13 protein-coding genes are annotated in these 15,420 nt (G+C 74.6%); 9 read left to right on the top strand and 4 right to left on the bottom strand.

Features of this window, described 5'->3' with window-relative positions:
- The first annotated feature begins 202 nt into the window (after positions 1–202).
- Together ACIQBJ_RS31100 and ACIQBJ_RS31095 are read left to right on the top strand one after the other, a co-directional pair.
- Positions 203–982, top strand: coding sequence for a response regulator transcription factor (locus ACIQBJ_RS31100; RefSeq protein ID WP_400717239.1), 780 nt, complete (start codon positions 203–205; stop codon positions 980–982).
- A gap of 7 nt (positions 983–989) precedes the next feature.
- A complete protein-coding gene (locus tag ACIQBJ_RS31095) occupies positions 990–2,420 on the top strand; it encodes a sensor histidine kinase (RefSeq protein ID WP_400717236.1) in 1,431 nt (476 codons plus the stop codon).
- Between the two features lie 55 nt (positions 2,421–2,475).
- Here ACIQBJ_RS31095 and ACIQBJ_RS31090 read toward each other — a convergent pair whose 3' ends face one another.
- Complete coding sequence (locus ACIQBJ_RS31090; protein ID WP_400717234.1) at positions 2,476–3,501, bottom strand: TAXI family TRAP transporter solute-binding subunit; 1,026 nt, start codon at positions 3,499–3,501, stop codon at positions 2,476–2,478.
- Positions 3,502–3,575: 74 nt separating this feature from the next.
- On the opposite strand from ACIQBJ_RS31090, the gene miaB reads away from it, so the two are divergent.
- Together miaB and ACIQBJ_RS31080 are read left to right on the top strand one after the other, a co-directional pair.
- Positions 3,576–5,063: a tRNA (N6-isopentenyl adenosine(37)-C2)-methylthiotransferase MiaB gene (miaB, locus tag ACIQBJ_RS31085; protein WP_400717232.1), complete on the top strand. Its 1,488-nt coding sequence runs from the start codon at positions 3,576–3,578 to the stop codon at positions 5,061–5,063.
- A 67-nt stretch (positions 5,064–5,130) separates the two neighbouring features.
- Complete coding sequence (locus tag ACIQBJ_RS31080) at positions 5,131–5,823, top strand: hypothetical protein (RefSeq protein WP_400717229.1); 693 nt, start codon at positions 5,131–5,133, stop codon at positions 5,821–5,823.
- Positions 5,824–5,844: 21 nt separating this feature from the next.
- On the opposite strand, the gene ACIQBJ_RS31075 is transcribed toward ACIQBJ_RS31080, so the two are convergent.
- The gene (locus ACIQBJ_RS31075) at positions 5,845–6,069 is read right to left on the bottom strand and encodes an antitoxin (RefSeq protein ID WP_400717227.1); all 225 of its coding nucleotides are present in this window, start codon (positions 6,067–6,069) and stop codon (positions 5,845–5,847) included.
- A 119-nt stretch (positions 6,070–6,188) separates the two neighbouring features.
- On the opposite strand from ACIQBJ_RS31075, the gene miaA reads away from it, so the two are divergent.
- The 5 genes from miaA to hflX all read left to right on the top strand — a co-directional run bounded on the left by miaA (position 6,189) and on the right by hflX (position 12,886).
- Positions 6,189–7,157: a tRNA (adenosine(37)-N6)-dimethylallyltransferase MiaA gene (gene miaA, locus ACIQBJ_RS31070; RefSeq protein ID WP_400717225.1), complete on the top strand. Its 969-nt coding sequence runs from the start codon at positions 6,189–6,191 to the stop codon at positions 7,155–7,157.
- Between the two features lie 253 nt (positions 7,158–7,410).
- Complete coding sequence (locus ACIQBJ_RS31065) at positions 7,411–7,896, top strand: hypothetical protein (protein WP_400717222.1); 486 nt, start codon at positions 7,411–7,413, stop codon at positions 7,894–7,896.
- Between the two features lie 98 nt (positions 7,897–7,994).
- Positions 7,995–8,873: a diaminopimelate epimerase gene (dapF, locus tag ACIQBJ_RS31060; RefSeq protein ID WP_400717219.1), complete on the top strand. Its 879-nt coding sequence runs from the start codon at positions 7,995–7,997 to the stop codon at positions 8,871–8,873.
- 187 nt (positions 8,874–9,060) lie between these two features.
- Positions 9,061–11,376: a RelA/SpoT family protein gene (locus ACIQBJ_RS31055; protein ID WP_400717216.1), complete on the top strand. Its 2,316-nt coding sequence runs from the start codon at positions 9,061–9,063 to the stop codon at positions 11,374–11,376.
- 7 nt (positions 11,377–11,383) lie between these two features.
- Positions 11,384–12,886, top strand: coding sequence for a GTPase HflX (hflX, locus tag ACIQBJ_RS31050; protein WP_400717214.1), 1,503 nt, complete (start codon positions 11,384–11,386; stop codon positions 12,884–12,886).
- Positions 12,887–12,986: 100 nt separating this feature from the next.
- Here hflX and ACIQBJ_RS31045 read toward each other — a convergent pair whose 3' ends face one another.
- Both ACIQBJ_RS31045 and ACIQBJ_RS31040 read right to left on the bottom strand, forming a co-directional pair.
- Entirely contained in the window at positions 12,987–14,144 is a 1,158-nt protein-coding gene (locus ACIQBJ_RS31045) for a trypsin-like serine peptidase (RefSeq protein WP_400717212.1), read from the bottom strand.
- Positions 14,145–14,257: 113 nt separating this feature from the next.
- Complete coding sequence (locus ACIQBJ_RS31040; protein ID WP_400717210.1) at positions 14,258–15,370, bottom strand: trypsin-like serine peptidase; 1,113 nt, start codon at positions 15,368–15,370, stop codon at positions 14,258–14,260.
- Positions 15,371–15,420: the final 50 nt, after the last annotated feature.

The following is a 15,420-nucleotide window of genomic DNA, read 5'->3' as shown; positions in this document are numbered from 1 at the left end:
CAGACCGCCCGGGCCCGCCGCGGATACCGGCTCCGTAACGGACCGGGCCAGGTGGTTGACCGGGTGACGCCGGATGGGCATGGATGCCAGGATGGCCCGGTTCCGCACGGGGCGGCGCCATGACAACCGGCGCCCCGCCGCCGACCGCCCGTACCCGAACCGCCATCGCCACCACCGCCACCACCGCAGGAAGGGAGACCCGATGCGCCTGCTCCTGGTCGAGGACGACGACCGCGTCGCCGCCGCCCTGGTCGCGGTGCTCAGCCGCCACGGCTTCCAGGTCCGGCACGCCCGCAGCGGCCACGAGGCACTGGACGCGCTCGTCCCGGACGGCAGCGACCCCTACCGGGTGGTGCTGCTCGACCTCGGCCTGCCCGACCGGGACGGCTTCGAGGTGTGCAGCCGCATCCGGGCCGGCAGCCGGGTCCCGGTGATCATGGTGACCGCGCGGGCCGACATCCGCTCCCGCATCCACGGCCTCAACCTCGGCGCCGACGACTACGTGGTCAAGCCCTACGACATGGGCGAACTCCTCGCCCGCATCCACGCGGTGGCCCGCCGCGGCACCGACCGCGCCGTCGAGGAGACCGGCCCCGCCCCGGACGGCCCGCTCGCCTCCCGCGGCGTCGAGATCGACCGCGAGCGCCGCCGGGTCTCCGTCGAGGGCCGCGACGTGCCGCTCACCCGCAAGGAGTTCGACCTGCTGGCGCTGCTCGCCCAGAGCCCCGGCGTGGTCTACCGCCGCGAGCAGATCTTCAGCGAGGTCTGGCGCTCCGGCTGGGAGGGCAACGGCCGCACCCTGGAGGTGCACATCGGCTCGCTGCGCACCAAGCTCGGGCTGCCCGGCCTGGTCGAGGCGGTCCGCGGCGTCGGCTACCGGCTGATCCCCGACCAGCCCGCGGCCCCCGGCGCCGACGGTGCGGACCGCCCCGGCGACGCCCCCGGCACCGACGCCTCCGTCACCGACGGACCGGGGCGCTGAGCGGCACGTGCGCAACCGCCTGCTCGGCATCCTGATCGCCCTGATGGCCTGCGTGCTCGCGGCCCTCGGCGTCCCGCTGGCGTACCTGACGGCCGCTTCCGAGCAGTCCAAGGTCGTCGTCGACCGGATCGACGACGCCGCCCGCTTCGCCCAGGACCTCCCCACCCAGGGCCGCCCCAGCGCCAGCGCCGTCAAGGGCGACCCGCAGCCCGGCCCCGGCGACAACGGCCGGCTGCACGCCCTCACCGCCGAGGCCGCCCGCTACCACGAGCTGTACGGCACCCGGATCGGCCTCTTCGAACGCGACGGCAGCGCCGTCGCCGTCGCCCCCGCCGACTGGCGGCCCCCCGAGGACGGCCCCGGCCGGCAGGCCTACCAGGAGGCGCTGGCCGGCCGCCGCAGCCACAACCCGCCGCAGGTCTGGCCGTGGACCCCGGACCGCACCCTGGCCGTCGCCCTGCCCGTGGTCCGCGACGGCGACGTGGTCGCCGTGGTGCTCACCGAGTCGCCCACCGGCGGCCTGCGCGCCCGCATCCTGCACCGCTGGCTGCTGCTGGCCGGCGGCGAGGCGCTCGCCATGATCGTCGCCATCCTGCTCGCCGTCCGCCTCACCGGCTGGGTGCTGCGCCCCGTCCGCACCCTCGACCGGGCCACCCACGACATCGCCACCGGGCGGATGGACGCCCGGGTCGCCCCCAGCGGCGGACCGCCCGAACTGCGGCGGCTGGCCCGCTCGTTCAACGACATGGCGGACCACGTGGTGATCGCCATCGACCAGCAGCGGGCCTTCGTCGCGGACGCCTCCCACCAGCTCCGCAACCCGCTCGCCGCGCTGCTGCTGCGGGTCGAGCTGATCGGCCTGGAACTGCCCGAGGGCCACGAGGAGGAGATCGCCGCCGTCCGCGAGGAGGGCGCCCGGCTGGCCCGGGTCCTGGACGACCTGCTCGGCCTGGCCACCGCCGAGGGCTCCCGGCCCGAACCCGAACCCGTCGACCTGGCCGAACTGGTCCGGGCCCGGGCCGACGCCTGGCGGCCGCTGGCAGCCCAGCGCGGCATCGCCCTGCACTGGCAGGGCCCGCCGATGGCGCACGCCTGGGCCGACCCGATCGGCTTCGGCAGCGCGCTCGACGCCGTCCTCGACAACGCCCTCAAGTTCACCCCCGCCGACAGCGCCGTCCAGGTCGGCCTGCTGATCGCCAAGGACCGCGTCACTGCGACCGTCACCGACGCCGGGCCCGGCCTCACCGAGGAGGAGCTGGCCCGGGTCGGCGACCGCTTCTGGCGCTCCTCCCGGCACCAGAACGTCGACGGCTCCGGCCTCGGCCTGTCCATCGCCCGCACCCTGCTGCTGGCCGGCGGCGGCGAACTCGGCTTCGAACCGGCCGAGCCGCACGGGCTGACGGTGCGGCTCACCGTGCCGCGCCACCGGGGCCGCTGACGGGCCCTCGGCCGCCCCCGGTCACGGCTCCACGGTCACGGCTCCACGGCCGCGGCTACGGCTTCACGGACAGGTAGTAGCGCCGCGCGCCCTCGTGCAGCGGCAGCGGGTCGGTGTACACCGCCGTCCGCAGGTCCACCAGCTGCGCGGCGTGCACCTTGCGGCCGATGTCGTCCCGGCTGTCGATCACCACCCGGGTCAGCGCCTCGACCAGGCCCGGGTCCACGTCCGCCCGGGTCACCAGCAGGTTCGGCACCGCCACCGTCGGCACCGCCGTCCGCTCCGGCCGCACGGACGGGTACGCGTCCGCCGGGATGGTCGCCGCCCGGTACGCGTCCACCCTGTCGCCCGACAGCTGGTGCAGCGGGTCCGACAGGTCGCCCATCGGGACGATCCGGATCGGGGTCTGCTCGGAGAGGTCGGAGAGCGCCGCCGTCGGCAGGCCGCCGGACCAGAAGAACGCGTCCAGCTGCTTCGCCCGCAGCTCGTCCGCGGCCTGCCCGACGCCGAGCATCGCCGACCGCACGTCCCGGTCCGGGTTCAGGCCCGCCGCCTCCAGCAGCCGCCGGGTCACCAGGTTCACGCCCGACTTCGGCTGCCCCACCCCCACCCGCAGGCCGCGCAGGTCGGACACCTTGTGCACCGGCGAATCGGCCGGCACCACCAGCTGCATGTAGTCGTCGTACAGCCGGGCGATCGCCCGCAGCCCCGGCTTGCCCGGGCTCTGGAAGCTCGCCACCGCGTCCGCCGTGGCGATCGCGAAGTCGTCCCGGCCCGCCACCAGGCGCTCCAGGTTGTCCACCGAGCCCTCGGAGTTGTCCAGCCGGACCTTCACCCCCGGCAGGTGCGAGCCCAGGTACTCCTTCAGCAGCCCGCCGTACCGGTCGTACACCCCGCGCTGCACCCCCGTGGCGAACGCGACCTCCCCGCGCGGGCCCGCGGCCGACCGCGCCGAGGACGCCCACCAGCCGCCCGCACCCGCCACCACCAGCAGCAGCACCGCGGCGACCCGGAACAGCCGTCCGCGCAGCACCGCGCGCAGCGCGGCACCGGAACGGGGTGGAACGCTCGCAGCAGCCATGACAGCGATAGTGCCAGCCCCCACCGCCCGGCGGGAGGCCCGGTCCGCTGCCCGTACCCTTGTGCCCTGTGGGTATGGAGGAGAGCTTGCGAACTTACAAGGTCGTCACGTACGGCTGCCAGATGAACGTCCACGACTCCGAGCGGCTGTCCGGGCTGCTGGAGGAGGCCGGGTACACCAAGGCCGCCGGCGACGGCGACCCCGACCTGATGGTCTTCAACACCTGCGCCGTCCGCGAGAACGCCGACAACAAGCTGTACGGCAACCTCGGCCGGCTCGCCCCCGCCAAGCAGGCCAACCGCGACATGCAGATCGCCGTCGGCGGCTGCCTCGCGCAGAAGGACCGCGAGACCATCGTCCGCAAGGCCCCCTGGGTCGACGTGGTCTTCGGCACCCACAACATCGGCCACCTGCCCGCCCTGCTGGAGCGCGCCGCGGTCGAGCGGAAGGCCCAGGTCGAGATCCTCGAATCGCTGGAGACCTTCCCCTCCACCCTGCCCACCCGGCGGGAGTCCGCGTACGCGGCCTGGGTCGCCATCTCGGTCGGCTGCAACAACACCTGCACCTTCTGCATCGTCCCCGCGCTGCGCGGCAAGGAGGAGGACCGCCGCCCCGGCGACGTCCTCGCCGAGGTCGAGGCGCTGGTCGCCGAGGGCGTCGTCGAGGTCACCCTGCTCGGGCAGAACGTCAACGCGTACGGCTCCGACCTGGGCGACCGGCAGGCGTTCTCCAAGCTGCTGCGGGCCTGCGGCGGGATCGACGGTTTGGAGCGGGTCCGCTTCACCTCGCCGCACCCCAAGGACTTCACCGACGACGTGATCGCCGCGATGGCCGAGACGCCCAACGTGATGCACCAGCTGCACATGCCGCTGCAGTCCGGCTCCGACACCGTGCTGCGCGCCATGCGGCGCTCGTACCGGCAGGAACGCTTCCTCGGCATCATCGAGAAGGTCCGGGCCGCGATGCCGGACGCCGCGATCTCCACCGACATCATCGTCGGCTTCCCCGGCGAGACCGACGAGGACTTCGAGCAGACCCTGCACGTGGTCCGCGAGGCGCGGTTCGCCAACGCCTTCACCTTCCAGTACTCCAAGCGCCCCGGGACGCCGGCCGCCGACATGGCCGACCAGGTGCCGAAGGCCGTGGTGCAGGAGCGCTACGACCGGCTGATCGCCCTCCAGGAGGAGATCTCCTGGGAGGAGAACAAGAAGCAGGTCGGCCGCAGGCTGGAGGTCCTGGTCGCCGAGGGCGAGGGCAAGAAGGACGACCGCACCGACCGGCTCTCCGGGCGCGCGCCCGACAACCGGCTGGTGCACTTCACCCGCCCCGAGGGGGGCGTGCGCCCCGGCGACATGGTGACTGTCGAGATCACCTACGCCGCCCCGCACCACCTGCTCGCCGAGGGCCCCGCCCTCGACGTCCGCCGGACCCGCGCGGGCGACGCCTGGGAGAAGCGGCAGGCCGCGCCGGCCGCGAAGCCCGCCGGCGTCATGCTCGGCCTGCCGACGATCGGCGCCCCGCAGCAGTCGGCCGCTCCGAGCGGGGACGCCTGCGGCTGCTGAGAGCGCCGGCTCCCCGCGCCCCCGGTTTCGCGCTGTCGCCCGCCGCGCTCCGCGTAGAGTGATCGACATGCTTGCTGCCGCCGCCGTGTGCCCGTGTCCGCCGTTGCTCGTGCCCGAGGTCGCGGCCGGGGCCGCGGAGGAGGCGGCGGGGCTGCGGGAGGCGTGCCTGGCGGCGGTGCGGGAGCTGGCCGGGGTCGACCTGGTGGTGGTGGTCGGGACGGGCGAGCGGGCCGGGGTGTGGACCGAGGGCGGGGCCGGGTCGTTCCACCGCTACGGGGTGGCGAAGGCGGTCCGGCTGCCGCTCGGCGGGGTGGACGGCCCGGAGCTGCCGCCCGCGCTGACGGTCGGCGCGTGGCTGCTGGAGGAGGCGGGCGTCCGGGTGCCGACCCACGCCGTCGCCGTGCGGCCCGACACCGCGACCGAGCGGCTGCTCGGCCTCGGCCGGGGCCTGGCCGAACTCGCCGACCGGGTCGGCCTGCTGGTGCTCGGCGACGGCAGCGCCCGGCGTTCGGTGAAGGCCCCGGGGTACCTGGACGAGCGGGCCGAGGGCCACGACCGGGAGGTGGCCCGGGCGCTGGGCGCGGCGGACGCGCCGGCGCTGGCCGCGCTGGACCCGGAGCTGTCCGCGGAGCTGATGGCGGAGGGCCGGGCCCCCTGGCAGGTGCTGGCGGGCGCCGCCGAGGGCGCCGCGCTCGGCGGCGCGCTGCGCCACGACGACGCCCCGTACGGCGTCGGCTACCTGGTCGCCTCCTGGGGCTGAGCGCCCCGGGGCCGACCGGTCTCAGTCGTTCTTGGGCTTGTTGGCGGCGAGGGAGTCCGCGGCGCTCTTGGCGGCCGAGGTGCCCTTGCCGATCTGGTCGCTGTACTTGTGCTTGGTCGCCTTGTCGATGGCCTCGCCGGCCTTGTCGACCATGTTGTCGATCTTGTCGTTGTGCTTGCCGGCCAACTCACCCGCCTTGTCCTTGAGTTCCTCGGCCTTGCCCTTGAGGTTGTCCATCAGGCCCATGGAGTGCGTTCCTCACATCTGTGGTCATACACGGTCGAATCGTCATCAGACATAGCTGATCCTCCCCGGACAACGAGGGCGCCACACGGGAGGTGCCCGGGTTTTGCGAGACTGGGGGGGTGAGCAGTCCCGTTCCCCCCTCTCCTGTCAGCCCGCGCCGGGTGGTCTCGGTGGTCGGTTCGACCGCCGCCGGAAAGTCCGACCTGGCGGTGGCGATCGCCCGCGAAGTCGGCGGGGAGGTGGTGAACACCGACTCGATGCAGCTCTACCGGGGGATGGACATCGGCACCGCCAAGCTGGCGCCCGGGGAGCGCGGCGGCGTCCCGCACCACCTGATGGACGTCTGGGAGGTGACCGAGACCGCCTCGGTGGCCGAGTACCAGCGCCTGGCCCGGGCCGAGCTGGACCGGCAGTTGGCGGCGGGGCAGGTGCCGGTGCTGGTCGGCGGGTCGGGGCTGTACGTGCGGTCGGCGATCGACGAGATGGAGTTCCCCGGCACCGACCCCGCGGTGCGGGCCCGGCTGGAGGAGGAGCTGGAGCGGGTCGGCCCCGGCGTGCTGCACCGGCGGCTCGCCGGACTGGACCCGGCGGCGGCGGAGGCGATCCTGCCCAGCAACGGGCGGCGGGTGGTCCGGGCGCTGGAGGTCGTCGAGATCACCGGGCGCCCGTTCACGGCCAGCCTGCCGAGCGGGCGGGCGGTGTACCCGGCGGTGCAGATCGGCGTCCAGGTGCCGCGGCCCGAGCTGGACCGGCGGATCGAGCTGCGGGTGGACCGGATGTGGGAGGCCGGGCTGCTCGACGAGGTGCGGGAGTTGGAGAAGGCCGGGCTGCGCGAGGGGTTGACCGCGAGCCGGGCGCTGGGCTACCAGCAGGTCCTGGCGTTCTTCGCGGGGGAGTGCACCGAGCAGGAGGCGAAGGCGGAGACGGTGCGGGCCACCCGGCGGTTCGCCCGGCGGCAGGAGTCCTGGTTCCGCCGGGACGCCCGGGTGCACTGGCTGGAGCGTCCGGAGGGCGCCGATCCGGTCGAACTCCTGGGCCGCGCAATGGAACTGATCGAGCGCCCGGAATCCCCGGACGGACCGGCCTGACCGGCGGTTTCCGGCTGCCCGGCGACCCGATCCGGCCATCCGCCCGGGCGTCTGCACCGGCAGCCGCAGGTGCAGAAGGCACCGGCGGTCACGGCGGGGTCACGTCATGGCATCGGATCACCCGATCACCCCGTGGGACGCCCTGTCCGGGTGTCGCCCCGTGCCATCATCGGTACCACCGAGGCCCGGCACGCGGGCCGGCCTCACCGCCCGCGAGCCCCGGAGCTCGTGCCGAGCCATCAGGGGAGGCCGCGTGTCCACGGGTACCGGCCCCGAGACCGACGAGCTGTTCGGCGACATGACCGACGGGTCCGAGACCCTTCCGGAACTGGTCGTCCCGACCACCTCGTACGCGGTGGCGCTGCCCGCGATCGACGACCTGGCCGCGGTGCCGGGCGTGGTCCACGAGCGGGACATCCGGCCCCGGCGCCGGCTGCGCTGGTGGCAGATACTGCCGATCGCCGCGACGCTGATGTTCGGCTCGCTGATGTTCGCCTTCCCGCTCGCCTTCGGCAGCGAGGGCGCGACCGCGATGATCGGGATGCTCGGCCTGCTGATCACCGCCGCCTCGGTCGGCTGGGGCGCGATGGCCGCCCGCAAGGCCGGCTACAAGTGGCCGGGCGTGCCGCACCGCGGCAGCAAGGAACGGGCCGGCTGGAAGGCCATCGTGGTCTACACCCTGCTGGTCGTGCTGGCCTGCGCGCTCGCCGCCTGGCGGGTCGTCCACCTGCGCGGCTGACCTTTCTCCGGCCCACCCCCGGCCCACCCGCGGCCCACCCCCGGCCCGCCCGCGGACACCCCCGGGGCCGCGGCCGCCCGGCCGTTACCATCGGCGGTGTGAGCGAGCGCAGCGGAATCAGCGGAACGGCCTTCCTCAAGGGACACGGCACCCAGAACGACTTCGTGATCCTCCCCGACCCGGACGGGCGGCTGGAGCTGACGGCGGGGACGGTCGCCGCCCTGTGCGACCGGCGGGCCGGGATCGGCGCGGACGGCGTGCTGCGGGTGGTCCGCTCGGCGGCCGAGCCCGCCGCGGCCGGGATGGCCGAGCAGGCCGAGTGGTTCATGGACTACCGCAACGCGGACGGCTCGATCGCCGAGATGTGCGGCAACGGGGTGCGGGTGTTCGCCCGCTACCTGGTGCACGCCGGGCACGCGAAGCCGGGCGAGTGGGCGGTGGCCACCCGCGGCGGGGTCAAGCGGGTGCGGGTCGCCGAGGACGCCCCGGACGGCACTCCGGGCGAGGTCACCGTGGACATGGGCCGCGCCGCGCTGCCCGGCCCGGACGGCATCACCGTCACGGTGGACGGCCGCAGTTGGCCCGCGCTGAACGTCAACATGGGCAACCCGCACGCGGTCGCCTTCGTCGAGGACCTGGCGCACGCCGGCACCCTGTACGAGGCCCCGGTCACCGCCCCCGCCGGCGCGTACCCGCAGGGCGTGAACGTGGAGTTCGTGGTGGACCGCGGCGAGCGGCACGTCGCGATGCGGGTGCACGAGCGCGGCTCCGGCGAGACGCTGTCCTGCGGCACCGGCGCCTGCGCCGTCGCGGTGGCGGCGATCCGGCGGGACGGCGCCGACCCGGCGGTCACCGGACGGCCCGTCGGCTACCTGGTGGACGTCCCCGGAGGGCGACTGGTGATCGAGGAGTTCCCGGACGGCCGGATCGAGATGACCGGCCCCGCGGTGATCGTCGCCACCGGCGTGCTGGCCTGACCTGCGGCCCGGCCCCGGCCGGGCCGACGGAGCGTCAGCCCCCGCTTCCCAGCCGGGCGTTCGGCTAATCCGCCCGTTCGAGTGATCCGGGTGACAGAGGGGAAGCGGGGGCTCGCGCAACGTGGTCTGCTCGGTAGCATGGACCACCGGGTCGGCCGTCGCTCCGGTGTTGCTGCCGGAGGTGCAGATGACCATCCGCTCCGAGTTGGCGGGCTCGCCGTCCAAGCAGCAGGCGGGCCGGTTCAGTCGCGCGGCCCTCGGCCGGGCCGGCCGGGCGGCCCTGCTCGCCACCGGGCGGACGCCCGTCCCCGACGCCATCGAGCCCATCGTCCAGGCCCACCGGGTGCACCACCCGCAGGCCGACGTCCCGCTGCTGAGCCGGGCCTACCGGGTCGCCGAGGAGAGCCACCGGGGCCAGACCAGGAAGAGCGGCGAGCCCTACATCACCCACCCGCTCGCCGTCACGATGATCCTCGCCCAGCTCGGCGCGGACACCACCACGCTGGTCGCCTCGCTGCTGCACGACACCGTCGAGGACACCGAGGTGACGCTCGACCAGGTCGCCGAGGTGTTCGGCCCCGAGATCGCGTACCTGGTGGACGGCGTCACCAAACTGGAGAAGGTCGACTTCGGCGCCGCCGCCGAGCCCGAGACCTTCCGCAAGATGCTGGTCGCCACCGGCGACGACATCCGGGTCATGGTGATCAAGCTCGCCGACCGGCTGCACAACATGCGCACCATCCGGCACATGAAGCCGGCCAGCCGGGTCCGGATCGCCAAGGTCACCAAGGACGTGCTGATCCCGCTCGCCGAACGGCTCGGCATCCAGGTGGTCAAGGCCGAGCTGGAGGACATCGTCTTCGCCACCCTGCACCCCGAGGAGTACGCGCACACCGACGCGGTCGCGGCGGGCTGGACGGACGGCGCGCTGGCCCCGTTCGCCGCCGAGCTCGGCCGCCAGCTCGGCGAGGCCGGCATCGCCGCCGCCGTCACCGTCCGGCCCCGGCACCTGGTCTCGCTGCACCGGGCGATGCTCAAGCGCGGCACCGGCCCGGACGGCACCGGGCTGCGCCCCGGCGACTTCGGCCGGCTGCTGGTGGTGGTCGAGGACAACGCCGACTGCTACGCCGTCCTCGGCGAGCTGCACACCTGCTGGACGCCGCTGCCCGGCGAGTTCAAGGACTTCGTCGCCGCCCCCAAGTTCAACCTGTACCAGTCGCTGCACACCGCGGTCGCGCTGCCCGGCGGCGAGGTGATCGAGGTGCTGGTCCGCACCCGGCGGATGCACGAGGTCGCCGAGACCGGCGTGGTCGCGCTCGGCGACCCGCGGGACGGGCGCAAGGCCGCCGAGGAGACCGAGGACCGCACCGACCCGGCCCGCCCCGGCTGGCTGTCCCGGCTGCTGGAGTGGCAGCAGGACACCCCCGACCCGGACGCCTTCTGGTCCGCCCTCACCGCCGACCTGCGCGACGACCGGGAGATCACCGCCGTCACCGAGGACGGCACCACCCTGCACCTGCCGGCCGGCTCGACCTGCCTGGACGCCGCCTACCTGATCGGCGAGGAGACCGGGCACCGATGTATCGGCGCCCGGGTCAACGGCCGGCTCGCCGCGCTCTCCACCGAACTCCGCGACGGCGACGTGTTCGGCCTCCTCACCGCCCCCGAGGGCGAGGACAGCGGCCCCGACCCGGAATGGCTGGAGTACGTCCGCACCCCCGGCGCCCGGCTCGCCGTGGAGCGCCGGCTGGCCGCCCGCCCCGCCCCCGCCGAACTCCCCGAGCGGCCCCCCGCAGTCGAGGCCCCGGCCCCCGCCGCGCCCCCCGCGCCGCCCGCCGCCGCCCCCGCCGAGATCCCCGAACTGCCCGGCGCCGCCGTCCGGTTGGCCCGCTGCTGCACCCCCGTGCCGCCGGACGAGGCGACCGGCATCCTGCTCCGCGGCAACGTGGTCGCCGTGCACCGCGCCGGCTGCCCCACCGGCACCCGGATGCTGCGCGGCGGCCGCCGCCGGCTCGGGGTGCGCTGGCTGCCCGGCGGCGTCCCGCAGTGGGGCTACCGGGTCACCCTGCACGCCGAGGCGCTGAACCGCCCCCGGCTGCTCGCCGACCTGACCGCGGCGATCTCCGGCGAGGACGTCTCCATCTTCTCCGCCGAGGTCGAACCGCCCCGCCAGCTGCGGGTCCGGCACAGCTACACCCTGGAACTGCCCGACGCCACCGCGCTGCCCGCCGTGATGCGGGCCATGCTCCGGGTGTCGGGCGTGTACGACGTGTACCGGCCGAGCGGCCCCGACGAGACCCCCGGCCGGACGGAGGACACGGCGGACGACATGGCGGACGGCATGGCCGGTGACCTGGCCGGCGACCTGGCGGCGGACCCGGTGGCGGCGGCCGGTGCGGCGGCTGGTAAAAGGGATGACTCGGGCACAGCGGGCGTGCAACCATCGTGGGGAATTCACGGCGGCTCCGCCGTGTTGACCGAGAGCACCACCGGATCAATCTAAGGACGCAATGACCTCCACGTTCGACAGCCGCACCCGATCGAGCGAGTCCGCCAACCGGCTCGCCGACCTCAAGGCGGAAGCCCTGATGGACGAGGACCTCGCGGCGATCGACGAGGGCCTCGGCAACGACTACGACGGAGCGCAGTACGACCGCTCCGAGCGCGCCGCCCTGCGGCGCGTGCACGGCCTCTCCACCGAACTCGAGGACGTCACCGAGGTCGAGTACCGCCAGCTCCGCCTGGAGCGCGTGGTCCTCGTCGGCGTGTGGACGGACGGCACGCTGGAGGAGGCGGAGAACTCGATGGCCGAGCTCGCCGCCCTCGCCGAGACGGCCGGCTCCGAGGTCCTGGACGGGGTGATCCAGCGCCGCGACAAGCCCGACGCGGCCACCTACATCGGCTCCGGCAAGGCCAAGGAGCTGCGCGACATCGTCGCCTCCACCGGCGCCGACACCGTGGTCTGCGACGGTGAGCTGACGCCCGGCCAGCTGATCCACCTGGAGGACGTGGTCAAGGTCAAGGTGGTCGACCGCACCGCCCTGATCCTGGACATCTTCGCCCAGCACGCCAAGTCCCGGGAGGGCAAGGCGCAGGTCTCGCTCGCGCAGATGCAGTACATGCTGCCGCGCCTGCGCGGCTGGGGTCAGTCGCTGTCCCGGCAGATGGGTGGCGGTGGCTCCGGCTCCTCGGGCGGCGGCATGGCCACCCGCGGTCCCGGTGAGACCAAGATCGAGACCGACCGGCGCCGCATCCGCGAGAAGATGGCGAAGCTCCGCAAGGAGATCGCCGAGATGAAGAAGGGCCGCGACACCAAGCGGCAGGAGCGCCGCCGCCACCAGGTGCCCTCGGTGGCCATCGCCGGCTACACCAACGCCGGCAAGTCCTCGCTGCTCAACCGGCTCACCGGGGCCGGCGTCCTGGTGGAGAACGCCCTGTTCGCCACCCTGGACCCGACGGTCCGCCGCGCGCAGACCCCGAGCGGCCGGGTCTACACCCTGGCCGACACGGTCGGCTTCGTCCGGCACCTGCCGCACCACCTGGTCGAGGCGTTCCGCTCCACCATGGAGGAGGTCGGCGACGCCGACCTGATCCTGCACGTGGTGGACGGCTCGCACCCCGAGCCGGAGACCCAGCTGGCCGCGGTCCGCGAGGTCATCGTCTCGGTCGACGCGCAGAACGTCCCCGAGATCGTGGTGATCAACAAGGCCGACGCGGCGGACCCGGCGGTCCTGCAGCGCCTGCTGCGCCGCGAGCCGCACGCCATCGTGGTGTCGGCCCGCAGCGGCCAGGGCATCGAGGAACTGCTCGAACTGATCGACCGGGAGCTGCCCCGCCCCGCGGTCGAGGTCCGGGCCCTGGTCCCCTACACCCGCGGCGACCTGGTCTCCCGGGTCCACGCGGAGGGCGAGCTGATCTCCGCCGAGCACACCGCGGAGGGCACCCTGCTGCACGCCAAGGTCGCGGCCACGCTGGCCGCCGAGCTGGAGAGCTGCACGGTCGTCGCCGCCTGAGCCGCGCGAGCGCCCCGAGGAGCGGGGGCACCGGGAACCACCCCGGTGCCCCCGCTCCGCCGTTCCCGGCCCCGCGGGGCCACCGGGAGCACCGCCGCGCCTACCGCGTCTGCTGGAAGGCGTCGAACATCCGCTTGGCGTCCGGGCCCAGGTTGGGGCCGGCCAGCCAGATGTCGTTGCCGATCGAGGTGTTGGAGAACAGCACGGTCTTCCCGTCCTTGCGGGTGAACCAGCCGCCGCCGGAGGAACCGCCGGTCATGTTGCAGCCGATCGACAGCATCGGCGGGCGCGAGCGGTCGAAGACGAACGGGGTCGGCTTGGGCGCCGAGTCGCAGTGTTCCAGCTCGACGCCGTCGAACGGGGTGGCCGCCGGGTAGCCGTACGCGGAGGGCGAGGCGATGTCCTCCGGCTGGGCGCCGAACCAGACCGGGACCGAGCCGCCGACGGTCTCCTCCAGCGAGCGGGTCGAGCCCTTCGGCGGGACGACCCGGACCACCGCGAAGTCGAACTGGCTGGCCGGGTTCCCGTAGTGCAGGCCCTCCTTGGTCCACTGCGGCATCACGTAGAAGTTGTTGGAGACCCAGATCCCCAGCGGCGCCCGGTCGGCGTCGGGGGCGGTCTTCTTCTTCCCGTTGCTGAGCGCCCCGGAGCGGTTGTAGGCCGGGATGAAGGCCAGGTTCCGGAACGGCTTGCCGTCCTTGCCGCCGTGCACGCAGTGCGCGGCCGTCCACACCAGGTTGCTCTTCCCCGGGTTGCTCGGGTCGGAGACCACGGTGCCGGAGCAGTGGCCGGTGCCCTCGTCGGTCTCCACCAGCATCTTCCCGACCACGGCGGTGTTCGGGTCGTACGGGTGGGCCTGCGGGCGGGCGCGGATCAGGCTCGGGAACACCACCTCCTTCGCGGTGGGCGTGCGGACCTTCGAGGGGTCGGCGGTGGGGGTGTCGATGCCCTTGGCGTCGTCGACCTTCTTGTGGTCCCAGAAGTTCCGGACGGCCTCGATGTCCTCGGGCGTGAAGCCGTTCTTGGCGGCCCACTTGGACCAGTCGTCGGCCTTCCAGGACGGCACCTTGGCGATGAAGTCCTGGATGTCGCTCAGCTCGACCGGCGGCAGCGAGGAGCCCGCGGCGGGCGGCACCGGGTGCGGGCTCTGGCCCTGGCAGGCGGCGGTGGTCAGGGCGAGGACGGTCACCAGGGCGGCCGCGGCGGCGGTCCTGGCCCGGCGCGGAGTCCGGTGCGGCGTTCGGTGCGGTGCGGACATGGGTGTTCCCCCGTGCGTTCGGTGCCGGTCGGTCGGTGGTGCGGTCGGTGCTGAGCGCGGTGCCGGGCGCGGCGCCGCGTTCGGTGGCGGCGGGGCGGGCGGCCGGGGGCCGGTCACTTCCGCGCGATGTAGTCGAGTGCCTGGCGGGCCACGTCCTCCAGGTAGGGGCCGTTCAGCGCGGCGTGCGCCTGGGTGCCCAGCGAGGTGTTGCTGACCAGGCGCTGGCGGCCGTCCGGGCCGTCCGCGAACCAGCCGCCGCCGGAGGCGCCGCCGGTCATGGTGCAGCCGATCACCAGCATCGCGGGCCGGGCCGGGTCGAAGCTGCGCGAGCCGGGGCGGCCGGAGTCGCAGCGCTCCAGCTCCTGCCCGTCGAACGGCGCGACCGCCGGGTACCCCCAGGCCTGGACGGCGAGTTGCTCGCGCGGGGCGTCGAACCAGACCGGCACGGCGGTGCCGATCACCTCCTCCAGCGAGCGGCCCTCGCCCGCCGGGCCGTGCACCCGGACCACCGCGAAGTCGTACTGGTTGGCGGCGTCCCCGCCCCGGCCGCCCTCGACCGTCCACAGCGGCGAGGTGACCACCTGGTCGACCCACCACTGGCCGAGCGGGGCGACCTGCGCCACCGGGGCCTTCTGCCGGTTGCTGGCCGCGCCGGAGCTGTTGTACGCCGGGACGAACACCAGGTTCCGGTACCAGTCGCCGCCCTTGCCCTCGTGCACGCAGTGCGCGGCCGTCCACACCAGGTTGCTCCGGCCCGGGTGGGCCGGGTCGGCGACCACGGTGGCCGAGCACTGCCCGGTGCCCCCGTTCGGCGCGGTCATGAAGACCTTCCCGGACGCCGGGTAGCTGGTGTACGGGCGCGGCACCGGCTGGGCCTGCACGGCCGGTACCGCCGACGGCGCGGTCGCGGTCGCAGTCGGGGCGGTCGCGGTCGGGGCGGTCGCGGACGGCGACGGGGAGGACGGTGCCCCGGCGCCCTCCGGGGCCGGATCGGGCTGCCGCGGCGGGGCCTGGTCCATCCGGTCGGCGCTCCAGGCGTCCGGCGCGGGCGGGTTGCGGAAGGCGTGCCGCTGCGCCCAGGCGTCCCAGTCGGCGAACCCCCAGTGCCGCAGCTCGGCCAGCGGGCGCGGCCCCCCGCCGCCGCCCCCCGACGTGCAGGCGGTCGCCCCGCCGACCAGTACGGCGGCCGCGGTCAGCGCGGCCACCACCCCCCGTGCCCCAGCCATCGATCCCCCCCCCCCCCCGTGAACGGACTTCTCCCCGGGGGACAGTCTTC

The sequence above is a fragment of the Kitasatospora sp. NPDC088391 genome (assembly GCF_044753345.1).
Classification (GTDB): domain Bacteria; phylum Actinomycetota; class Actinomycetes; order Streptomycetales; family Streptomycetaceae; genus Kitasatospora.
This window is presented reverse-complemented; position numbering and strand designations above follow the sequence as displayed.